Raw genomic sequence first — 21,961 nt, 5'->3', positions numbered from 1 at the left:
TCGTCGATGCGTACTCGTCGTTATGTACGAGCACGCCACCTTACGCGTTCGAGGAATTCAAGGCCCCGCACGCATGACGTCCGTGCGCCACGCGCCCGGCGACCCCGCGGCTACTCGGTGTGTTCGTCGGCCACCGACAGCGCCGCGTCCAGCGCCGCCAGGCCCTCCTTCACCTCGGACTCGCTGACATTGCACGGCGGCACGAAGTGGGTGCGGTTCATGTGGACGAACGGCCAGACGCCGGCCTGCTTGGCGGCGGCGCCGAAGGCGGCCATCGGCGCGTTCGCCTCACCGGCCGCGTTGTACGGCACCAGCGGCTCGCGCGTCTCGCGGTTCCTCACCAGTTCGACGGCCCAGAACATGCCGACACCGCGCACCTCACCGACGCTCGGGTGGCGCTCGGCCAGCTCCCGCAGCCCCGGCTCGACGACGGACGCGCCCAGGTTCCTCGCGTTCTCGACGACGCCCTCCTCCGCCATCACGGTGATCGTGGCGACGGCGGCCGCGCAGGCCAGCGGGTGCCCGGAGTACGTCAGACCGCCGGGATAGGGCCGCTTCCCGAACGTCTCCGCGATCTTCCCGGAGATGGCGACACCGCCCAGCGGCACATACCCGGAGTTCACGCCCTTGGCGAAGGTCATCAGGTCCGGGACGACACCGAACAGATCGGCCGCGAACCACTCGCCGGTACGCCCGAACCCGGCCATGACCTCGTCCAGGACGAAGACGATCCCGTACTTGTCGCAGAGCTCGCGGACGCCGGCCAGGTAGCCGGGCGGCGGGACCATGATCCCGGCGGTCCCCGGAACGGTCTCCAGGACGATCGCGGCGATCGTTCCCGGCCCCTCGAAGGCGATGGTCGTCTCCAGGTGCTCCAGCGCCCGCGCGCACTCCTGTTCCTCTGTCTCCGCGTAGAAGCGGGAGCGGTAGAGGAACGGCGCCCAGAAGTGCACGACCCCCGCGGAGGCGCTGTCGGAGGCCCAGCGGCGCGGGTCGCCGGTGATGTTCACGGCCTGCTGGGTGCCGCCGTGGTACGAGCGGTACGCCGAGAGCACCTTGGCGCGCCCGGTGTGCAGCCGTGCCATACGCACCGCGTGCTCCACCGCGTCGGCGCCGCCGTTGGTGAAGAAGATCTTGTCGAGGTCGCCGGGGGTGCGCTCGGCGATCAGCCGGGCCGCCTCGGAGCGGGCCTCGACGGCGAAGGCGGGCGCGAAGGTGGCCAGGCGCGCGGCCTGCTCCTGAATCGCGGCGACGACCTTCGGGTGCTGGTAGCCGATGTTCGTGTAGACGAGACCGCTGGTGAGGTCGAGGTAGCGCTTGCCGTCGTAGTCCCAGAAGTACGACCCCTCCGCGCCGGCCACGGCGAGCGGGTCGATGAGCTCCTGCGCGGACCAGGAGTGGAAGACATGCGCGCGGTCGGCGGCCTTCACGGCGGCGCCGGCCTGGGGGTCGGTCTGAGGGGTCATGCGGTGACCGTAAATGTCCGCGATGCGGAAGCGACATCGGCGTCCTGTCTGAGGATGGGGGGTTTCCGCGACAGGTTGTCGGGCGTAGGGCGGGCGCGGGGGAGGTGCGGCGGACCGCTGGCGGGGATGCGGGCGGTTGGAGGGGGTGCCGGTGGTCGGAGGGGACGCGCGCGGTTGGAGAGGAGACGCGCGGTTGGAGGAGAGACGCGCCGTTGGAGGGGACGCGCGCGATCGTAGGGGAAGCGGGTGGGCGGAGGGGACGCGCGCGGAGCGAGCAAAGACGTTGACAGGGAACTGTCGAAAAGACAGGATGCTGTCATACAGCTTCACAGGCCCCGAGGAGGAGCCATGAGCGGCGCCACCCCCCGCAAGCCCGTGTACCTCGCCGTCTACGACACCCTCGCCGACTGGGAGACGGGGTACGCGACCGCCCACCTCGCCCGCGCCGGTCACGAGATCCGGACCGTCGGCGCGTCCACGACCCCGGTGACCAGCGTCGGCGGCCTCCGCGTCCAGCCCGACCTGGCGCTGGCCGACGTACGTCCCGAGGACGGGGCCCTGCTGATCCTCCCGGGCGCGGACCTCTGGGACACGACGGACGACCTCGCCCCCTTCGCCCGCACCGCCCGCGCCTTCCTGGACGCCGGCACACCCGTCGCCGCGATCTGCGGCGCCACCGCCGGGCTCGCCCGCGAGGGGCTGCTCGACGACCGGGCCCACACCAGCGCGGTCTCCTTCTACCTCGCCGCCACCGGGTACGCGGGCGGCGACCGGTACGTCGACGCCGACGCCGTCACCGACGGCGACCTGATCACGGCCGGTCCCACCGAGCCCGTCGCCTTCGCCCGGGAGATCCTCCGGCTGCTCGGGGTGTACGAGGGCGAGGTGCTGGACGCCTGGTACCGGCTGTTCCACGACTCGGACGCGGAGGCGTACGCCGTGCTGGAGAAGGCGGCCGCGCGGTGAGCCGAGAGCGTCAGGACCTGCTCAGCCGCAGCGCGCTCGGCGCCTTCCGGCTGAACGGCCAGTTCCTCGCCGTGGCCGAGGAGCTGGCCCGGCCCGCCGGACTCACCGCCGCCTGGTGGCAGGTGCTCGGGGCGGTGCTGCCCGAGCCCCTGCCGGTGTCGGGCGTCGCCCGCGCGATGGGCATCACGCGGCAGAGCGTGCAGCGCGTCGCCGACCTGCTGGTGGACAAGCGGCTCGCCGAGTACCGGCCCAACCCGGCGCACCGGCGCGCCAAACTGCTGGCGCCCACGGAGGAGGGGCGCGCCGCGGTCGCCCGCATCGACCCCGGGCACGCGGCCTTCGCGGACCGGCTGACCGAGGCGTACGGGGAGGCGGAGCTCGCCGAGGCCGTCCAGGTCCTGGAACGGCTGTCCAAGGTGCTGGACGAGCTGGAAGCGCCCGTTATGGAACCGTAGACACCACGCCGCTCGACTCCCTGAACGGCCGGATTATCCTCGGCTCGATCACACTGTGGGGGAAAGGCGGCGCTGCGATGGAGAAGCTGGGCCCCGGAGATCCGCAGCGCATCGGCGGCTACCGGCTGCTCGCGCGGCTCGGCGCGGGCGGCATGGGGCAGGTCTATCTCGCCCGCTCGGACCGGGGGCGGACCGTCGCCGTGAAGCTGGTCCGGGCGGAGCTGGCGGCGCGCGAGGAGTTCCGGGCGCGGTTCCGGCAGGAGGTGCGCAACGCCCAGCGGGTCGGCGGGTTCTGGACGGCGCCCGTCCTCGACGCCGACACCGAGGCCGCCGTGCCCTGGCTCGCCACCGGCTATGTCGCCGGGCCGAGCCTCCAGCAGGTCGTGAGCCAGGACCACGGCCCGCTGCCCGAGCGGTCGGTGCGCATCCTCGCCGCCGGGCTCGCCCACGCGCTCACCAACATCCACGCCGCCGGGATCGTCCACCGCGACCTCAAGCCGTCCAACGTGATGGTCACCATCGAAGGCCCCCGCGTCATCGACTTCGGCGTCGCCCGGGCACTGGAGACGGTGACCGGCGACAGCGGCCTGACCCGGGTCGACGACGCAGGCCTGACCCGGGCCGGCGCGGTGATCGGCTCGCCCGGCTTCATGGCCCCAGAGCAGGTGCGCGGCGAACGCATCACCCCCGCCTGCGACGTGTTCTGCCTCGGCTCCGTCCTCGCCTACGCCGCCACCGGCACCCTCCCCTTCGGCTCCGCCGACGGCGGTGTGCACGCCCTGATGTTCCGCATCGCCGAGGAGGAACCCGACCTGACGGGCCTCCCCGAGGGCATCGCCGACCTGGTCCGCGCCTGCCTGCGCAAGGACCCGGCCGCCCGCCCGTCGCTGGAGTGGATCCTGGAGCACACCGGCGCCGAGGACACCGTCGCCGAGGGCCGCTCCCGCGACCCCTGGCTGCCGAGCACCCTGGTCGCCCAGCTGGGCCGGCACGCGGTACGGCTGCTGGAGACGGAGGACCCGGAGGGGGCCGCCCCCGAGGCCGCCCCGGAGCACACCGGCCCACGCGGCGAGGGACCGTCCCCCGACCACGTCTCCACACTCGTCGCGGGCATCCCGCCGGTGCCGGGAGGCGGTACGGCCGCCCCCGTCCACCCCGCCTACGGCCACCCGCAACAGCACCCGCAGCCCGCACCCTCCGCCTACGGCTACCCGCAGCCGCCGGCCCAGCCGCCGCAGCCGGTGCCGTACAACCCCTACGCGGCGGGCGGTCCCGGCGCGACCTCGCCCCACCCCCCGTACACCCCCTACGGGGACGAGCCCCAGGAGCCGCCCCGCCGCAGCCGCCGCTCCACCGCCCTCCTCGTGGCGATCGCCGTGGTCGTGGCGCTCGCCGCGGGCGGCTCGGTGTACGCGCTGATGAACGGCGGCGAGACCGACACGGGAGCGCACCCAGGCCCGACGCCGAGCACCACCGCCTCCAGCACCCGGGCCGCCGCCCCCACCGAGTCCGAGGAGCCGACGACGCCCTCCCCGTCCCCCAGCGAGGCGGCCGGCGCGATCCCGGAGACGTACCTCGGCACCTGGACGACCACGATCGACAACGCGAGCGGCGCCAACGCCCGTCGACTCACCCTCGCGCAGGGCGAGGTCGGCGACACGGTCCTCACGCTGATCGCCGACGGGGACTCGTACCACTGCGAGTTCAAGGCCGACCTGGCCCAGGAACCGGCCGGCGACGGCCCGTTGGAGATCGGCCCCTCCACGGTCACCACCGGTGAGCCGCTCTCCTCCTGCAGCCCCGGCGCCGCCACCGAGATCACGCTCCTGTCCGACGGACGGCTGCAACGGCTCAACCCCACCACCGGCGAGAAGCTCACCTACACCCGGCGGTGAACGTACGGCGAACTTCCCCCCACCGGTCCGCAATGTCCCCCTCCGTCGACTGCCTCCACAAGGACGACCCGGCGGCCTCCGTGGTCCGCTGCGAACTCGATTCGACGGACCAGGTCCTCGCCGCCGTCGCCGCCACCCCCGGCGCGATCGGCTACAGCGAACTCAACGTCGCCGAACGAGCGAAGGGGCTCCATCCCCTGACCCTCGACGGCGACCCACCCTCCGTCGACGCCATCGAGAACGGCACGAGCGACTACCCGTACCGCGAGATCGAGTACGCCTACACCTACGGCCGCCCCCCGGCCGACTCCCTCGCCTCCAGCTTCCTCACCTACCTCACCCGGGGCAACGGCCAGGACGTCATCCGTACCCACGGCCACCTGCCGTGCTGGACCTCAGAAGGCTTGCGCCTCTGCGCAAGAGAGGACGACTCCCCCTGACACCCACCGGAGCGGCCCGAGCCCCCTCCAACCCCACACAGAAGGCTCCGCCCCCTGGACCCCCGGGCCTGTGCCCACCCACCCCCGACTCGGTCGGATGAGAAGCGGGCCTCACGATCAACCCTGCCCGGCGATAGCCGGCGAGCGCCGGACCCGGCAATCCAGCCCGCCCGGCACCGAGCGAGGCCGGTGAAATCAGCCCGTCTGGGGGCACCCCCTCTGGGGGAGTTTGAGGACGAGGCCCGTTCAGGGCCGAAGCGGGGTGCGGGGCGGCAGCCCCGCAGGGGGGTGCACGGGTGCAGCCCCGCAGAGGGTGCAGGGGTGCAGCCCCGCAGAGGGTGCAGGGGTGCAGCACCGCAGGGGTCGAGGGGGGGCGTAGCCCCAGTGGGGTCGATGGCGGGGAGCCCGCGTGGGGTGGCGCCAGCCCCGCCGGGGGTCAGGGGGCGCCGCCCTCCGTGGGGTCGAAGGGGCGGAGCCCCTGGGGTCGGGAAGGGTAGGGGCGGCGGGGGCGGAACAACCCGGCGACCGCCTCGCCTCACCGCGGCTCCGGTGGCCGCTGCCGAGGCATGTTCGGCCGGGCCCCCGCCCCCGGCGGAACGGAGAACCGCCCGGACGACCCCCCACTCTCCCCCCGCCCCCCACCGGAGGCCACCGCCCCCTGCATCCCCAACGGCCCCGCCGCCGTCCGGAACTCCACCATCCAGTCCGCCGTCTCCACCCGCACCAACTCCGTCACATCCTCCGAGAACCGCCGAAGCACCCCCAGACACCGCTCAGCAGCCTCACTCGCCGTCCCCTCCGCCGGCCCCAGCACCTCCCGCACGCTCTCCGACGCCCAGTCGAACTGCAACACCTGCAACCGCCGCTGCACGGCCTGCGCGGTCGCCACGTCCCTTATCCATCCCGACGTCACCCCGAAGAACCGATCCACCCCCACACACGCCACCGCGAGCAACAGCGCGAGATACCCCCACGGAGCCACCCCACCCACCACCCCGGTGAGATCCAGCAACGGCAACGCGCCCCCCGACACGGCCCCCGCCGTGGCCCCACCCCGCAACATCCGAGCTCCCCGCCGCTTCCACACCCGGTCGGCGAGGTACCACGCCGCGGTCTCCAGCGCCCCCCGCTCCACCCACCGGTACAGCTCGTTCAGCCGCTCCGCCGGCTCGCCCCAGTCCCCGAGCGGAAACGCCCGCCCGGTCAGATCGCCCGGCCGCAGCCCGGCCGCACCCTCGCCCCGCCCGTCCTGAGGCGGACCCTCGGGCTGCATCTCCGGCTGCTGACCCACCCGGCACTCCCTACTGATCGCGAACGATCACGTTGCGTGACGCCCAAAGACGCTGCAGATGCCCCAAAGGCGCCGCAGACGCCCGCAGACGCCGGTGCTGACACGCCGCACCTTTCCTACCTCCCAATGGGTGGCCGAGAGGAAGGTTTCACCGCCTTTACGCCCGTAAGGGGGCCTTGATCAGGTATAGACCTCGCACCAGACTCACTCGAAAGAGTGCCGGGGCGACACCCGCACGGACCACGTAGGCTCGTGCCGAGCGGGAAAACCCGCCCGACGACAGCGGGAGATCCCCGCCGACAGCCGTACGGACACAGGAGCTGATCGTGATTCCCGGTGGTGGCCAGCCCAACATGCAGCAGCTGCTCCAGCAGGCCCAGAAGATGCAGCAGGACCTGGCCCGCGCACAGGAGGAGCTGGCGAACACGGAGGTCGACGGCCAGGCGGGCGGCGGCCTGGTGACGGCGACGGTGACCGGCGCCGGCGAGCTGCGCGCGCTGCAGATCGACCCGAAGGCGGTGGACCCGGAGGACACCGAGACCCTCGCCGACCTGATCGTCGCGGCCGTCCACGCGGCCAACGAGAACGCGCAGACCCTCCAGCAGCAGAAGCTGGGCCCGCTGGCCCAGGGCCTGGGCGGCGGCGGCATCCCGGGCCTGCCGTTCTGACCGTTGCGGGACCGCCTTCCTAGGACGGGTGGCGGCCAACTACCGTACGTACTGCAAGGCACCCGAGGAAGGACGGCAGTCCGTTGTACGAAGGCGTGGTCCAGGACCTCATCGACGAGCTGGGACGGCTGCCCGGCGTCGGTCCCAAGAGCGCGCAGCGGATCGCCTTCCACATCCTTCAGGCGGAGCCGACCGACGTGCGGCGTCTCGCGCAGGCCCTGATGGAGGTCAAGGCGAAGGTCCGCTTCTGCGCGACCTGCGGGAACGTGGCGCAGGAGGAGAACTGCGGGATCTGCCGCGACCCGCGCCGCGACCCTTCCGTCATCTGCGTGGTGGAGGAACCGAAGGACGTGGTGGCGATCGAACGGACCCGTGAGTTCCGGGGCCGCTACCACGTCCTGGGCGGAGCGATCAGCCCCATCGAGGGCGTGGGCCCGGACGACCTCCGCATCAGAGAACTGCTCGCGAGACTCGCGGACGGCACGGTCACCGAACTGATCCTCGCCACGGACCCGAATCTCGAAGGCGAGGCGACGGCCACGTACCTCGCCCGCATGATCAAGCCCATGGGCCTGAAGGTCACCCGCCTGGCCAGCGGCCTCCCGGTGGGTGGCGACCTGGAATACGCGGACGAGGTCACCCTCGGCCGCGCCTTCGAGGGGAGACGACTCCTAGATGTCTGATGCCACGCTGCACGCGACCGACCAGAACCCGGACGACTTCGCGGTCCAGATCGCGGATCAGATCGAGAGTTTCCTGGTCGCCGTCACCGAGGTCGCCAAGGGCGACGAGCCGGACTCGGCCGTCCCCTTCCTCCTCCTGGAGGTGTCGCAGCTCCTGCTGGCCGGCGGCCGTCTCGGCGCCCACGAGGACATCGTCCCCGACGAGCGCTACGAGCCCGACACCGGCCCGGACCCGGACGTGGACGAACTCCGCGAGAACCTCGCCCGCCTCCTGGAGCCGGTCGACGTCTACTCGGAGGTCTTCGACCCCTACGAGCCCCGCAAGGCGCCCGTTCCCGCCCGTATCTCCGACGACCTCACCGACGTCATCACCGACCTCCGCCACGGCATGGCCCACTACCGGGCCGGCCGCACCTCGGAGGCCCTGTGGTGGTGGCAGTTCTCCTACTTCTCCAACTGGGGCTCCACCGCCTCGGCGACCCTGCGCGCCCTCCACTCGGTCCTGGCCCACGTCCGCCTCAACCAGCCCCTGGAGGAACTGGACGGCCTCGACACCGACCAGGGCATCGGCGACGAGACCCTGGAGTTCGAGGCGGGCAAGGTGATGGCGGACGAGATCGCCGAGCAACTGGGCCTGGGCCGGGTCAAGTAGCCGGTCTCGGCGGGAGGCCGACGCCCAGGCGTCGAGGCGACCTCGGCCGGAAACACGCAGTTCAGCCCGGGGCTCAAGCCCCGGGCTTCGAGCTCTTCCCCTGGGTTTTGGGTTGGGTGAAAACCGACCAACCAACCAAGTCTGAACGTGGGTTGAGGCGGCATACCTCGAATGGGTGACGTTTCGTGATCGGCTTGCTTCGTAGCGTGAGGCCGCTCTAGGTTCGCGGCAAAAGATCGGCCCCGGTCGGTGCGCCAACACCGGCTCCGGGGCCTGGCCCTACGAATCGAATGAGGCTCGATCGTGGCTTACGCCCACCCTAGCCCTGCCCTGCCGTCCCCGTCCCACCCCATGGCCAAAACGGGGTACGGAAAACGTGCCGCTGCTGACGAAGACCCGCACGCCGACGCGGACTTCGCACACCTGAGCCCCCGCGACCGCGAGATCGCCGTCTTCGTCGACCACCTCGAAGAGGGCCACGCGATGGGCTACAAGGCGATCGCGGCGGAGCATCCCCGCTACGGCCAGCAGGCCGTCCGCACCTCCATGGGGCGCATCACGCTCGCCGGCCATCTGCGCTGGATCAAGGAGCACATCACCGTCGAGGACAACTCGATGCGGTGGGTGACGCGCACGTACTGGTCGCGTACGCGCAGGTCGGCGGAGTGGTGGGCCGACTTCGTACGGGAGCGGCACGGCAAGGACGTGACCGAGCACTACCTGCCGGGGCTGGCGCGGGTCGAGGAGGCCGGGGAAACCCCGGACCCGGCCCCGGAGACCGAGCCGGGCCCCGCGCCCGAAGCCGTGCCGGGCCCCGCCCCCGAAGCCGAGCCGGAGACACCCGTCACCGAGCAGCCCAGCGCTGCTTACCAGACCCTCGCCGAGCTCCGCGCCGTCGACGCCCGTCTGCCGCTGTCCGACCGCGACTGCCGTTCGCTCGAATCGCTCGCCGCGGAGTGGCTGTCCCGCGGCGCGACGCCGCACGACATCACCAAGGCCCTGACCGACGGGCTCCCGTCGGCCGTCACCAACCCGGGCGGACTCGCCCGCAACCGATTGGAGAACAAGATGCCCCCGAAGAAGGCGAAGATCCGGCAGAAGGCCGCCCGCCGAGCCCGGGTGACCCGCGTGATCATGGCCTGCGGTCTGTGCGACGCGGACGAGCGGACGACCGAGATCGTGGGCGGGCTGTGCCGTGAGTGCGTCGCGCTGATCGAGGCGGAGGGGCCGGTGTACGGAGCCGTCCCGGACACCTTCCTGCCCGGCCCGCGCGAGGGCGGCGGGCTGCCGGGCGCCGACGAGGTCATCGACGTCACCGAACGCGTCCAGGAGCTGCGCCGCGCGGCGGGGCTCGTATGAGCGTGCAGGACGTGCCGGTGAGGGCACCATGGAGTCGAGGAGGCGACGCCATGACCCCCAGGATCGAAGACCGGCCGCAGATGTCCGTCGAGGAGTTCGAGGAGCTTGAACGCCATGCCCCGGAGACCGTGCGGCTGGAGTTCATCAACGGAAAGGTCCAGGTCAAGGCCGTGACCGATGGCAACCACGACCAGATCATCGCTTGGTTGCAGCGGCTGTGCATGCAGCATCGTCCTGAGCTCTGGCTCTACGGGGACCGCGGCATGAAGGTCGAGCGCTACCGCAAGGGACGGGCACGCCCCGACGGCGTTCTCGCACCGTTCGGCTTCCCGACGGGCCACGGGGACTGGTCGGACGCGGCAGGTGTGCTCATGGCCGTGGAAGTAACGTCCCACGACTCCGACACCCACCAGCGCGACCGAGTCGAGAAGCCCGACGGCTACGCCGCCGCAGGCATCCCCGTCTACCTCCTCATCGACCGTGATGACTGCTCGGTCGTTGTCTTCAACCAGCCTGAGGACGGCCGCTACCGACATGAGGAGAAGCTTCCGTTCGGCGCGACCGTGAAGCTCCCCAACCCGGTGGGCATCACCCTGGACACCGAGTTCCTCAAGGAGTTCGCGGACTGATCACCACCCCGAAAGCCCTTTCCCCACCGCCGTAACCCCACCCGCCAACGCCAACCCCAGTACCAGCAGCCGGGCTCGCGTCTCCGGTGTCCGTCCCGCGAGCCCCCTGCCGATGGCCGCGCCGGCCGTCATGGCGACGGTCACCGACGCCCACTGGGTGGCCTTCAGTTCGGGGACCCCGTTCGCCGCCACCGAGAAGGCGTTCACGACGACGCCGTAGAACTGCGCGTTGGGGACGAACTCCCGTACCGTCCAGCCCGCGTTGACGGCGTAGAGGGAGATCGGGGGGCCGCCGACGCCGGCCGCGGAGTTCATGAAACCGCCTGCCGCGCCGGCCACGACCGCGCCTCGGGTGCCGCGCAGGGCGGGGACGCGGGCGCCGCGCATGACCAGCAGGACGGCGACCGTCACCAGGGCGCCCATGGTCAACAGGAGGGCGGGCTCGGGGAGTCGGCGGGTCAGCCAGGTGCCCGCCGGTACCGTGCAGGCGGCGGCGACGCACAGGGGGACCATCGCCCGGGGGCGGACCCGGCGCCAACCGCCCGCCAGGCCCACGACGCTGATCGCACCGGCCGCGCAGTTCGCCAGGACGACGCCCTGGGCCGGGCCCAGCAGCAGGATCAGCGCGGGGACGGCGACGAGCGCGAAGCCCATGCCGGTCAGCCACTGCACGCACGAGCCGAGCAGCACGATCCCCGCCAGCAGCGCGTCGGCCACACCCACTCCACTTGTCATGGTGTAACTGCCTACACCATCGGTTCGGGAGTGCGCTCCCTCCTTTCCGCAGGTCGGAGACGGGATCGTTGATCTCGCAAGCGGAATCCGCGAGCCAGTGATCCTCACCTCTCCCAAGGAAGCCCGTCATGAAGTCCCTGCTCTCCTCCCGCCCCGTCCTGTGGTTCCTCTTCCTCTTCAACCTCGCCGTCGCCGCCGTCGCGCCCTTCGTGGTCGACGGGACGCAAGGGGTGATGACCGCCGTCGGTATGGGCGTCGTCTCGCTCGGCGCGGCTGTCAGCCTGGTGCGTGACCGGGGGAAGGGAGCCGGCGCCCGGCGCGCCTCCTGAGGAATTGGAGGGGTCTTGTACGTCCGCTGTACGACGGCTGCATGGGCCCTAACCGGCGTGACGCGAGTCTTGAGTCATCCCAACAGGCACCAGCCGCACAGGAGTTGCGATGACCCGCACGACCCGCATACGCGCCGCCCTCGTCACCGCCACCGCCCTCGTCACCGCCGCCACGGTGACGGCCGGGGTCAGTGCGGCCGGTACCGAGAAGGCGTCGAAGCCCACCAAGAAGCAGATCGCCGGGCTGTTCGACACCTGGAACGCCGCGCTGCGGACCGGTGACGCGGAGAAGGTCGCCGACCTGTACGCCAAGGACGCCGTGCTGCTGCCCACCGTCTCCAACAAGGTCCGCACCGACCGCGCCGGCATCGTCGACTACTTCGAGCACTTCCTGCAGAACAAGCCGGTCGGCAAGAAGATCGAGACGCACGTCAACGTTCTCGACCACAACTCCGCCCTCGACGCCGGTGTGTACGAGTTCACGCTCACCGACCCCGAGACCGGCAAGAAGCGCGTCGTCGAGGCCCGCTACACCTACGAGTACGAGAAGCGCGGCGGCACGTGGAAGATCGTCAACCACCACTCGTCCGCGATGCCCGAGGGCTGAGCCGGGGAACGGCGCCTCACCCCGTGCGCTGTGCCGCCCGCAGGGTGATGCGCACGCACAGCCCGCCCCCGGGCGCGTCCGCCAGGGTCACCGTCCCGCCGTCGTCCGTCACCAGCTGTTTGACGACGGCGAGGCCGAGCCCGGAGCCGGAGCGCCCGGTCAGGCCCTGGCCGCGCCAGAAGCGGTCGAAGGCGCGGGACTTCTCCGCGTCCGACATGCCCGGTCCCTCGTCCGCGACGGACAGGACCACCTCCCCGGCCCCGGACTCCATCCGGACGGTGATCGTCCCGCCGTCCGGTGAGACCTCCAGGGCGTTCGAGAGCACGTTGTCCAGCACCTGGTCCAGATGACCCGGGCTGGCCAGCACAGACGGCCGGTCGCCGGCACTTCCCCCAAGCGCGATGGTGACTCCGCGCTCGTCGGCGGCCGGTCTCCACACCGTCAGCCGTTCGTCCACGATGTCCTTCAGGGACAGCGGCTCCGCGGCCGTCACCTTCGCCTCGGCCCGCGCCAGCACCAGCAGGCCGTTCACCAGGCGGCTCATGCGGACCACCTCCGCCGTCGCCTGCTCCACGTCCTCGCGCACGAACTCGTCGTCCACCCCGTCCGCGATGTTGTCCAGGGACAGGCGCAACGCGGTGAGCGGCGTACGGAGCTGGTGCGAGGCGTCGGCCACGAAGATGCGCTGCGAGGCGACCAGGGTGTCCAGGCGTTCCGCGCCCTGGTTGAGGGTGAGCGCCAGCGTCCGGGTCTCCGGCGGCCCCGTCACCGGGGAGCGTGCGGTCAGGTCGCCGTCGCTGAATCTGCTCGCCATGGAGTTGAGTGCGCGCAGCGGCGCGGTGATCCGGCGGGCGGCGAAGGCGCCGATCGCGGCCGCCGCCGCCAGGACGAGCACGGCGAGCCCGGCCCGGAAGCCCCAGATCTGCCACAGTCGTCTGGTCATGTCCGAGGTCGAGTAGACGATCCGGATGGCCGCCTCCCCCTGGGCGGGGACGGTGACCGTCAGATGCCTGCCCCAGATGAAGTCGGAGCCCCAGTCGGTCGTCGGCTTGTCGCGCTCCACGGCCCGGGTCAGCGCCGCGTCCGCGGTGGGCCTCGGCAGGCCCGGGGCGCAGCTGCTGGTGGGGGTGACCTGGACGTCGCCGGGGGTCTCCTCGCCGTACGCCTTGGCCACCTCGGTCAGGGCCTCGCACGAGATGGTGTCGCCGTTGCCCAGCAGCAGCGCCATGGTGTTGGCCTCGCGCAGGACGGACAGCTCGGTGTCGTCCCGCAGCTGCTTGGTGAGCGTGAAGGCCACCGGCACCGTGAACAGCAGGACGGCGACCGCGACGAGCAGGATGTAGCTGCGGATGAGCTGGCGGTTCATGAGACCGCGGCGTCCTTGACGATCTCCAGCCGGAAGCCGACCCCGCGCACCGCCTCCACGGTGATCACCCCGGCGAACTTCCGCCGCAGCGCCGCCACGTGCACGTCCAGCGTCTTCGTCGGGCCGAACCAGTTCGCGTCCCAGACCGCTTCCATGATCTGCTCGCGCGACATCAGTGCCCCCGGCTCCTCGGTGAGGAAGGCCAGCAGGTCGTACTCCTTCGGCGCGAGGGCGACCTCCGCGCCGTCCACGTGGACGCGGGCCGCCTTGCGGTCGATCGTCAGGCGTGTGCCGTAACGGTCGGGGCCGGCGGCGGCGCTCTCCTCGGGCGTGCGGGGCTGGACGCGGCGCATCACGGCCCGTATCCGCGCGATGACCTCGCGGACCCCGAACGGCTTGGAGACGTAGTCGTCGGCGCCCAGCTCCAGGCCGACCACCCGGTCCGTCTCGTCGCTGCGCGCGCTGATCACGATGATCGGGACGTCGCCGCGCTCGCGCAGCGCCTTGCAGACGTCGAGGCCGTCGGTGTCGGGGAGGCCGAGGTCGAGGAGGACGACGTCGAAGGGGCCCGTATGGGCGAGGGCGGCGGCGCCCGTGGTGACCCAGTCGACCTCGAAGCCGTAGCGCTTCAGGCCGCGTCCGAGCGACTCGGCGACCGGTTCGTCGTCTTCCACCAGGAGTACGTGCACGGTCGCACGATAGTGCTTGAAACTTAATTCACAGCTATCAGCCCGGTCGAAGTGGGCAGGGAGTGTTCTGGACGGGCGGCCCGGACCCGGTTCCGAGGCGGTCTCACCATGCGATACCTCGGGGGCGGGATTCGGGCGCTCGATAGACTGAGCCGACCCGCAGTACAAGGGCGTATGTGCGGAAACAGACAAACTGAGCGAGGAGCGCACGTGGGCCTTGTCGTGCAGAAGTACGGAGGCTCCTCCGTAGCCGATGCCGAGGGCATCAAGCGCGTCGCCAAGCGGATCGTGGAAGCCAAGAAGAACGGCCACCAGGTGGTCGCCGTGGTTTCCGCGATGGGCGACACGACGGACGAGCTGATCGATCTCGCCGAGCAGGTTTCCCCGATCCCTGCCGGGCGCGAGCTCGACATGCTGCTGACCGCCGGAGAGCGGATCTCCATGGCCCTGCTGGCCATGGCGATCAAGAACCTGGGCCACTCGGCCCAGAGCTTCACCGGCAGCCAGGCAGGTGTCATCACCGACTCGGTCCACAACAAAGCCCGGATCATCGACGTGACGCCGGGCCGGATCCGTGACTCGCTGGACGAGGGCAACATCGCCATCGTCGCCGGGTTCCAGGGCGTCAGCCAGGACACCAAGGACATCACCACGCTCGGCCGCGGCGGCTCGGACACGACCGCCGTCGCGCTGGCCGCCGCGCTCGACGCCGAGGTGTGCGAGATCTACACCGATGTCGACGGTGTGTTCACCGCCGACCCGCGTGTGGTGAAGAAGGCCCGGAAGATCGACTGGATCTCGTTCGAGGACATGCTCGAACTGGCCGCGTCCGGGTCCAAGGTGCTGCTCCACCGCTGTGTGGAGTACGCGCGCCGCTACAACATCCCGATCCACGTCCGCAGCTCCTTCAGCGGGCTGCGGGGCACGTGGGTCAGTAGCGAGCCAGTCGTTCGGGAAACACAGCAGCAAGGGGACAAGCAGGTGGAGCAGGCCATCATCTCCGGTGTCGCGCACGACACCTCCGAGGCCAAGATCACGGTCGTCGGCGTGCCGGACAAGCCGGGCGAGGCCGCCGCGATCTTCCGCACGATCTCCGACGCCGAGATCAACATCGACATGATCGTGCAGAACGTGTCCGCCGCCGCCACGGGCCTGACGGACATCTCCTTCACGCTCCCCAAGGCCGAAGGCCGCAAGGCCATCGACGCCCTGGAGAAGAACAAGGGCGGCATCGGCTTCGACTCGCTGCGCTACGACGACCAGATCGGCAAGATCTCCCTCGTCGGCGCCGGTATGAAGACCAACCCGGGGGTCACGGCCGACTTCTTCACGGCCCTGTCCGACGCGGGCGTCAACATCGAGCTGATCTCGACTTCCGAGATCCGTATCTCGGTCGTCACCCGTGCCGACGACGTGCCGGAGGCCGTGCGCGCGGTGCACACCGCCTTCGGTCTCGACTCGGACAGCGACGAGGCCGTCGTCTACGGAGGCACCGGGCGCTGATGAAGGGCCCTCGTGTGACCGTGCGTCCGACGCTCGCGGTCGTGGGAGCGACCGGGGCGGTCGGCATGGTCATGCTGCAGATCCTGTCCCAGCGCGCCGACGTCTGGGGCGAGATCCGACTGATCGCCTCGCCGCGCTCGGCCGGCCGCAAGCTGGCCGTGCGCGGTGAAGAGGTCGAGGTCGTGGCGCTCACCGAGGAGGCCTTCGACGGCGTCGACATCGCGATGTTCGACGTGCCGGACGAGGTCGCCGAGCGGTGGGCGCCCGTCGCCGCCGCCAAGGGCGCGGTGGTCGTGGACAACTCGGGTGTCTTCCGGATGGACCCGGACGTGCCCCTGGTCGTCCCCGAGGTCAATTCCCACGCGGTGCGCAACCGCCCGCGCGGGATCATCGCCAACCCGAACTGCACGACCCTGTCGATGATCGTCGCGCTCGGCGCGCTGCACGCCGAGTTCGGCCTGCGCGAGCTGGTGGTGTCGTCGTACCAGGCCGTCAGCGGGGCGGGCCGGGCCGGGGTGGAGACCCTGCGGCAGCAGCTGTCGCTGGTGGCCGGTACGGAGCTGGGCACCAGCCCCGGTGACGTACGGCGGGCCGTGGGCGACCACACGGGTCCGTTCCCGGAGCCGGTGGCGCTGAACGTCGTGCCGTGGGCCGGGTCGCTGCGCGAGGACGGCTGGTCGTCGGAGGAGATGAAGGTGCGGGACGAGTCCCGCAAGATCCTCGGACTGCCGAAGCTGCCCGTCGCCGTGACCTGTGTACGGGTGCCGGTGATCACGGTGCACTCCCTCACCGTCCACGCCCGCTTCCAGGACGAGGTCACCGTCGACAAGGCCCGTGAGATCCTCGCCACCGCCCCCGGTGTCGTGCTGTGCGACGACCCGGCCGCCGGGGAGTTCCCCACGCCCGCCGACGTCGTCGGCACCGACCCCACCTGGGTCGGCCGGGTGCGCCGGGCGCTGGACGACCGCACGGCGCTGGAGCTCTTCGTGTGCGGGGACAACCTGCGCAAGGGGGCCGCCCTCAACACCGCGCAGATCGCGGAGCTGGTGGCGGCGGAGTCGGTGTGACGTCCCGGGCCGGCGCAACGCTTGGTGAGGAGAGGGCACACGGCCGGAAAATCCCTGGCCAGAGCTTGAGGTGTTCATAGGATCTGTGGGCCGAGTGTGAGCCGGTCGATGGTCCGGATCACTTGTATCGGACACCTTTGGCGCTGAAGATGGGCATCCGAAGATTTCCTCCCCGTTCTCCGCAACCGTGCGGAGAGCGGGGAGCGTCTTTGCCGTCACCCTTCGGGGTGTGCGTGAGCTGTGATCCCGGCGCACAGGGGACGCCGTGATCCGGGCGTGGGGACGCCCGTACATATGGGATATAGGGGAAGAGCGGGACACATGAGGGCATGTGAGACGCCGTCATTGCTGCTGCCGGCCGGTACGAGACGGGCGTCCGGTGAGGTGCGGGAAGCGAGACAGGCGTCCGTTGCGCCGTGCTGCGCGAAAGTGACGTCCGACGCGTACAACCCCCACGGGGGGAAGCGTGTCCAACTGGCGTGGCAGAGGTACTCGAATTCAGCGCGGCAACCCGCGGTACGGCCCTGCGGCCGCCCCGCGCCGCCCTCCGGCCCCGCCTGGCCGGGGCGCCCGGTGGCATGCCGGTGATCGCGCCCATGCCCGCAGCGCGGCCCGCCCGCATACCCAGCCAGCGTGACAGCGCTGAAGACGTCGTGGCGGCGGGTACCACCGTCGACCACCTCACCGAGACCTACCGGGCCCACTACCGCTCACTGCTCGGTCTCGCCGCACTCCTCCTCGACGACACCGCCTCCTGCGAGGACGTCGTCCAGGAGGCCTTCATCCGCGTCCACTCCGCGCGCAAGCGCGTCCGCGACCCGGAGAAGACCCTCGCCTACCTGCGCCAGACGGTCGTCAACCTCTCCCGCTCCGCCCTGCGCCGCCGCATCCTCGGACTGAAGCTGCTGTCCAAGCCGATGCCGGACATGGCCAGCGCGGAGGAGGGCGCCTACGACCAGCTGGAGCGCGACTCCCTCATCAAGGCGATGAAGGGCCTGCAGCGCCGCCAGCGCGAGGTCCTCGTCCTGCGCTACTTCGCGGACATGACCGAGGCCCAGGTCGCCGAGACCCTCGGCATCTCCCTCGGCTCGGTCAAGGCGTACGGCTCACGCGGCATCGCCGCCCTGCGCGTCGCCATGGAGGCGCGGGCGTGAGCGGGCGAGCCGAGGGAGGGGACGGGCGTGAGCGGCCCGAGCCGGGCGCCGGCGGCGATCCGCTGCACGGGCCCGAGGCGCCGCCGCACAAGCAAGAGCCGAAGCAATCGCACGCTGGGAACGGAACCGTGAACCACCACCTCGACGACCAGAGCCCCGACGGGCTCGACTCGGACGAGCTGGCATTGCGCCGGATGCTGCACCAGGCGGTCCAGGACATGGAGCCGCGCGACGGGACGCTGGACCACCTCCGGCACGCCGTCCCGGCCCGCCGGGCCCGCAAGCGGCAGGCCGCCGTCGGCATGGCGGCCGCCGCGCTCTTCGTCGGCACCGCCGTCCCCGCCCTCTGGCACGTCTCGGGCGCCGGCGACGCCGACGCCAACCCCGCCATGGCCGGCCAGGCCTCCGAGGCCCAGGGCGGCGCCGGTGAGGGCAAGGTCCCCGACGGCGGCTCCTCCGGCAAGGCCGGCGGCTCGGCCGGACAGACCGGCGCGCCGGGCGGGGACACCACCAAGAGCGACGGCCCCGGCAAGGACCCCGGCGGCACCGACGGCTCCTCCAGCGCCAGCGACCAGGCCTCCCCCTCCGCGCCCGCCCTCCCCGCCTGTACGCCGTCCCAGCTCGGCCAGTCCACCGCCGACGTCCAGGTCCCCGACTCGGCCGGCATCGTCTACGGCACCTTCCGCGTCGTCAACGTCTCCGGCAGCGGCTGTGTCGTCGGCGGGAAGGTCTCCGTCACCCCCACCGCCCAGGGCGCCGCCGACCCCACGAAGATCACCGTCGTGGAGCACACCTCCGGCGACGCGGCGGCCGCCCTGCCCGACCCCTCCCTCTACGTCCCCCAGCTGTCCCTCGCCCCCGGCTCGGCGTACGACGTCAAGTTCGCCTGGGTGCCCTCCGAGACCTGCCCCACCACCGGCGGGAACGGCGGCGGCGACAGCGGCGGTTCGGCCTCCCCCGACCCGAGCCCCAGCGAGCAGGCCGGCCCGACCGGCGGCACCACCACCGGCACGGACAGCACCTCCACCCAGATGCTCGTCGAGGACGGCACGGCCGACGGAAGCGTCCAGGTGACGTACGCCGCCGAGGGCGGTGTCCCGACCGTCACCGCGACCGTGCCGAACGCCTGCGCGGGAGTGATCTACCGGACGGGTGTGCTGGCGTCGTCGTGAGCCGCTTCCCGTGACGGGCCGGTCTCCGGCTCCCCGTCGGGGACGATCCCCAGCTCCGCGTCCCGCGCGAACTCCACCTCGCGGCGCAGCAGCCGGAACCACATGAACACCACGAACCCGGCGAAGACGAACCACTCGCCGGTGTAGCCGAGGTTCTGGAACGCCTTCAGATCCAGACCCGTGCCGGTCGGCGCGGTCGCGGGCACCGCCGTCATCCCGGAGTCGGCGGTGTCGAGGGTGACCCAGGCGTCGTAGAGGTCGTAGGACACCAGATTGACCAGCGAGGCCGCGCTGATCGCGGCGGTCTGCCCGGCCGGCAGGCCGCCCCGCGCGCTCACGCCGTTGTCGCCGGGCGTCTCGGACGCCTGGAGGGCGCCGGTGACGGTGACCTCGCCGGCCGGCGGGGCCGGGGCCTTCGCGGTGTCGGCCGTGCCCGGCAGGAAGCCGCGGACCACGGGGAGGGCCTTGCCGGTGTCCGTCCGCAGCAGGGTCAGGACGTAGAAGCCCCGCTTGCCGTCGAGCTCGCGGTCGGGGACCAGCAGCTGCTCGCCGTACCGTCCGCTCGCCGTGACGCGTTTGCCGGACGTGGCCTTGTCCACGGGCAGCATCTCGGTCAGCGGGCGCGCCGCCTCCGTGCGCTCCGAGGAGGCCTGCTCCTGAGCGGTGCGGTGGTCGTCGACCCGCGACTCGAACCGGCTCAGCTGCCAGGACCCCATGAACAGGCAGAAGGGGATGGCCAGCAGCACGAAGACGTTGATCCCCCACCAGCGGGGCGTCAGCAGGAACCGGTACACGCCCTCCACGGTACGGGGCGGGGGTGGGGGAGTGGTTTGCGGGGTATGCGTGGGCGCCACGACACCCGTGCACCTGTACTCGTCCACAGGCTGGGGACCTTGGTGCTGCATTGTCGGCCGGGGCGGGCAGTATGGGCCCATGAGCGAGAGCAACGGGTCCGCCGCCCCGCAGCGGTACGAGGAGATGCCGGACTGGGAGAAGCGCTTCAGGGCGCCCCGGGTGTCGCTGCCCGACTGGGCGGAGGACGCGCCGGACCGATCCCTGTTCGTGTCCAACGCGACGGGGACGTACGAGCTGTACGCCTGGGACCGGTCCACGGGTGAGCAGCGTCAGGTGACGAACCGGGCGAACGGCACGACGGACGGCGTGCTCTCCCCGGACGGCGCGTGGATCTGGTGGTTCGACGACAAGGACGGCGACGAGTTCGGCGTCTGGCGCCGTCAGCCGTTCGAGGGCGGCGAGGACGAACTGGCGACGCCGGGTCTGGACCCGTCGTACCCGGCGGGCCTGGCCCTGGGCAGGGACGGCCGTACGGCGATCGTGGGCCGCTCCACGGACGAGGAGGGCACGACGATCCACGTGGCCCGCGTGGGCGAGCCCCCCTTCGAGCTGTACCGCCACCGCGAGTCGGCGGGCGTGGGCGACCTCTCCCACGACGGCTCCCTCATCGCCGTCGAGCACACCGAGCACGGCGACGCGATGCACTCCGCGCTGCGCGTCCTGCGCCCCGACGGTACGACGGTCGCCGAGCTGGACGACACCGACGGCGGCACCGAGGAGCTGGGCCTGGAGGTGCTGGGCTTCGCCCCCGTCGACGGCGACACCCGGCTGCTGATCGGCCACCAGCGCCGGGGCCGCTGGGAGCCGCTGGTGTGGGACGTGGCGACCGGTGAGGAGACGGACCTGGCGCTGGAGCTGCCGGGCGACGTCAGCGCCGAGTGGTACCCGGACGGCTCCGGCCTCCTGGTCGCCCACAGCTTCGAGGCGCGCAGCGAACTGTTCCGCTACGACCTGGCGAGCCGCGAGCTCGTGGAGGTGCCGACCCCGCCCGGCACGGTGTCCGGGGCGACGGCCCGGCCCGACGGCAGCGTCGAGTACCTGTGGTCCTCCGCCGCCCGGCCGCCGGCGGTCCGCTCGACGACCGGCGAGGTGGTCCTGGACCCGCCCGGCATGAAGTCCCCCGGGTCCGTCCCGGTGGAGGACGTGTGGGTGGAGGGCCCCGGCGGCCGCATCCACGCGCTGGTCCAGAAGCCGGAGGGCGTCAGCGGTCCCCTGCCGACGGTCTTCGACATCCACGGCGGCCCCACCTGGCACGACAGCGACTCCTTCGCGGCGGGCCCGGCGGCCTGGGTGGACCACGGGTACGCGGTGATCCGCGTGAACTACCGGGGCTCCACGGGCTACGGCCGCGCCTGGACGGACGCGCTGAAGCACCGGGTGGGTCTGATCGAGCTGGAGGACATCGCGGCGGTGCGGGAATGGGCCGTCTCCTCGGGCCTGGCCGACCCCTCCCGTCTGATCCTCACCGGCGGCTCCTGGGGCGGCTACCTCACCCTGCTCGGCCTCGGCGTCCAGCCGGACGCGTGGACCGTGGGCATCGCGGCGGTGCCGGTCGCCGACTACGTCACCGCGTACCACGACGAGATGGAAGCGCTCAAGGCCATGGACCGGACGCTGCTGGGCGGCACCCCGGAGGAGGTCCCGGAACGCTTCGAGGCGTCCTCGCCCCTGACGTACGTCGACGACGTCAAGGCGCCGGTGTACATCTCGGCCGGGGTGAACGACCCCCGCTGCCCCATCCGCCAGATCGACAACTACGTCAAGCGCCTGGAGTCCCGGGGCGCCGTCCACGAGGTCTACCGCTACGACGCCGGACACGGCTCTCTGGTGGTGGACGAGCGGATCAAGCAGGTGCGGCTGGAGCTGGAGTTCGCGGAGCGGCACCTGCGGGGGTAGTGGGGGCAGCGGGGGTGCGGAAGGGGGGCCGGGCCACTTCTTGTCCGAGCGAGTGGGGTGACGGGGCGGGAACGGGCCCGGGGT

21 protein-coding genes and 1 pseudogene are annotated in these 21,961 nt (G+C 71.7%); 16 read left to right on the top strand and 6 right to left on the bottom strand.

Annotation, left to right across the window (positions count from 1 at the left end; genetic code table 11):
• Positions 1-110 precede the first annotated feature (110 nt).
• Complete coding sequence (locus ACPT94_RS15365) at positions 111-1,466, bottom strand: aspartate aminotransferase family protein (RefSeq protein WP_425246053.1); 1,356 nt, start codon at positions 1,464-1,466, stop codon at positions 111-113.
• A gap of 348 nt (positions 1,467-1,814) precedes the next feature.
• Between ACPT94_RS15365 and ACPT94_RS15360 the strand changes: the two genes are divergently transcribed.
• From ACPT94_RS15360 to ACPT94_RS15345, 4 genes and pseudogenes are all read left to right on the top strand, one after another.
• Positions 1,815-2,432, top strand: a complete 618-nt coding sequence (locus ACPT94_RS15360) for a DJ-1/PfpI family protein (RefSeq protein ID WP_425246052.1) — start codon at positions 1,815-1,817, stop codon at positions 2,430-2,432.
• Entirely contained in the window at positions 2,429-2,887 is a 459-nt protein-coding gene (locus ACPT94_RS15355) for a MarR family winged helix-turn-helix transcriptional regulator (protein ID WP_360332569.1), read from the top strand. Before ACPT94_RS15360 ends, ACPT94_RS15355 begins: the two co-directional genes overlap by 4 nt.
• A 77-nt stretch (positions 2,888-2,964) precedes the next feature.
• Positions 2,965-4,782, top strand: a complete 1,818-nt coding sequence (locus tag ACPT94_RS15350) for a serine/threonine-protein kinase (RefSeq protein WP_425246051.1) — start codon at positions 2,965-2,967, stop codon at positions 4,780-4,782.
• 38 nt (positions 4,783-4,820) lie between these two features.
• Positions 4,821-5,222, top strand: a pseudogene (locus ACPT94_RS15345) (type 2 periplasmic-binding domain-containing protein); the annotation flags it as partial.
• 535 nt (positions 5,223-5,757) lie between these two features.
• On the opposite strand, the gene ACPT94_RS15340 reads toward ACPT94_RS15345, so the two are convergent.
• A complete protein-coding gene (locus ACPT94_RS15340; RefSeq protein ID WP_425246115.1) occupies positions 5,758-6,495 on the bottom strand; it encodes an SLATT domain-containing protein in 738 nt (245 codons plus the stop codon).
• Positions 6,496-6,839: 344 nt separating this feature from the next.
• Between ACPT94_RS15340 and ACPT94_RS15335 the strand changes: the two genes are divergently transcribed.
• From ACPT94_RS15335 to ACPT94_RS15315, 5 genes are all read left to right on the top strand, one after another.
• The gene (locus ACPT94_RS15335) at positions 6,840-7,181 is read left to right on the top strand and encodes a YbaB/EbfC family nucleoid-associated protein (RefSeq protein WP_360332557.1); all 342 of its coding nucleotides are present in this window, start codon (positions 6,840-6,842) and stop codon (positions 7,179-7,181) included.
• 83 nt (positions 7,182-7,264) lie between these two features.
• Complete coding sequence (gene recR, locus ACPT94_RS15330) at positions 7,265-7,864, top strand: recombination mediator RecR (RefSeq protein WP_360332554.1); 600 nt, start codon at positions 7,265-7,267, stop codon at positions 7,862-7,864.
• Complete coding sequence (locus ACPT94_RS15325) at positions 7,857-8,516, top strand: DUF5063 domain-containing protein (protein ID WP_360332551.1); 660 nt, start codon at positions 7,857-7,859, stop codon at positions 8,514-8,516. Before recR ends, ACPT94_RS15325 begins: the two co-directional genes overlap by 8 nt.
• Positions 8,517-8,867: 351 nt before the next feature.
• Positions 8,868-9,875, top strand: a complete 1,008-nt coding sequence (locus ACPT94_RS15320; RefSeq protein WP_360332548.1) for a hypothetical protein — start codon at positions 8,868-8,870, stop codon at positions 9,873-9,875.
• Between the two features lie 50 nt (positions 9,876-9,925).
• A complete protein-coding gene (locus ACPT94_RS15315; RefSeq protein WP_425246050.1) occupies positions 9,926-10,504 on the top strand; it encodes a Uma2 family endonuclease in 579 nt (192 codons plus the stop codon).
• Here the strand turns inward: ACPT94_RS15315 and ACPT94_RS15310 are convergent, their stop codons facing one another.
• A complete protein-coding gene (locus ACPT94_RS15310) occupies positions 10,505-11,239 on the bottom strand; it encodes a sulfite exporter TauE/SafE family protein (protein WP_425246049.1) in 735 nt (244 codons plus the stop codon).
• A gap of 128 nt (positions 11,240-11,367) precedes the next feature.
• Here ACPT94_RS15310 and ACPT94_RS15305 point away from each other — a divergent pair, with 128 nt between their 5' ends.
• Together ACPT94_RS15305 and ACPT94_RS15300 are read left to right on the top strand one after the other, a co-directional pair.
• On the top strand, positions 11,368-11,568 hold the full coding sequence (locus ACPT94_RS15305; protein ID WP_425246048.1) for a hypothetical protein: 201 nt from the start codon (positions 11,368-11,370) through the stop codon (positions 11,566-11,568).
• A gap of 109 nt (positions 11,569-11,677) precedes the next feature.
• Entirely contained in the window at positions 11,678-12,175 is a 498-nt protein-coding gene (locus ACPT94_RS15300) for an SgcJ/EcaC family oxidoreductase (RefSeq protein WP_425246047.1), read from the top strand.
• Positions 12,176-12,191: 16 nt separating this feature from the next.
• Here ACPT94_RS15300 and ACPT94_RS15295 read toward each other — a convergent pair whose 3' ends face one another.
• Both ACPT94_RS15295 and ACPT94_RS15290 read right to left on the bottom strand, forming a co-directional pair.
• Positions 12,192-13,541 carry a sensor histidine kinase gene (locus ACPT94_RS15295; protein WP_360332536.1) on the bottom strand — a complete coding sequence of 450 codons (1,350 nt, stop codon included), beginning with the start codon at positions 13,539-13,541 and terminating at the stop codon, positions 12,192-12,194.
• On the bottom strand, positions 13,538-14,230 hold the full coding sequence (locus tag ACPT94_RS15290) for a response regulator transcription factor (RefSeq protein ID WP_360332533.1): 693 nt from the start codon (positions 14,228-14,230) through the stop codon (positions 13,538-13,540). The genes ACPT94_RS15295 and ACPT94_RS15290 overlap by 4 nt, the downstream gene beginning before the upstream one ends.
• Positions 14,231-14,440: 210 nt before the next feature.
• Here ACPT94_RS15290 and ACPT94_RS15285 point away from each other — a divergent pair, with 210 nt between their 5' ends.
• From ACPT94_RS15285 to ACPT94_RS15270, 4 genes are all read left to right on the top strand, one after another.
• Positions 14,441-15,733 (top strand): aspartate kinase, encoded by a 1,293-nt coding sequence (locus ACPT94_RS15285; RefSeq protein WP_360332531.1) that lies wholly within the window; start codon positions 14,441-14,443, stop codon positions 15,731-15,733.
• Positions 15,733-16,800 (top strand): aspartate-semialdehyde dehydrogenase, encoded by a 1,068-nt coding sequence (locus ACPT94_RS15280; RefSeq protein ID WP_425246046.1) that lies wholly within the window; start codon positions 15,733-15,735, stop codon positions 16,798-16,800. Before ACPT94_RS15285 ends, ACPT94_RS15280 begins: the two co-directional genes overlap by 1 nt.
• A 479-nt stretch (positions 16,801-17,279) precedes the next feature.
• Positions 17,280-17,954: a SigE family RNA polymerase sigma factor gene (locus tag ACPT94_RS15275; protein WP_360332525.1), complete on the top strand. Its 675-nt coding sequence runs from the start codon at positions 17,280-17,282 to the stop codon at positions 17,952-17,954.
• Positions 17,955-18,082: 128 nt separating this feature from the next.
• Positions 18,083-19,126, top strand: a complete 1,044-nt coding sequence (locus ACPT94_RS15270) for a hypothetical protein (protein ID WP_425246045.1) — start codon at positions 18,083-18,085, stop codon at positions 19,124-19,126.
• Here the strand turns inward: ACPT94_RS15270 and ACPT94_RS15265 are convergent.
• Complete coding sequence (locus ACPT94_RS15265) at positions 19,096-19,920, bottom strand: SURF1 family protein (protein WP_360332519.1); 825 nt, start codon at positions 19,918-19,920, stop codon at positions 19,096-19,098. The genes ACPT94_RS15270 and ACPT94_RS15265 overlap by 31 nt on opposite strands.
• 139 nt (positions 19,921-20,059) lie before the next feature.
• Between ACPT94_RS15265 and ACPT94_RS15260 the strand changes: the two genes are divergently transcribed.
• Positions 20,060-21,877, top strand: coding sequence for a S9 family peptidase (locus ACPT94_RS15260; protein ID WP_360332516.1), 1,818 nt, complete (start codon positions 20,060-20,062; stop codon positions 21,875-21,877).
• The last annotated feature ends 84 nt before the right edge of the window (positions 21,878-21,961 follow it).

It is taken from the genome of Streptomyces aurantiaciflavus, assembly GCF_049808595.1.
Taxonomy (GTDB): domain Bacteria; phylum Actinomycetota; class Actinomycetes; order Streptomycetales; family Streptomycetaceae; genus Streptomyces.
The sequence above is the reverse complement of the archived record's forward strand: the minus strand, read 5'-3'. Positions and strand labels throughout refer to the sequence as shown.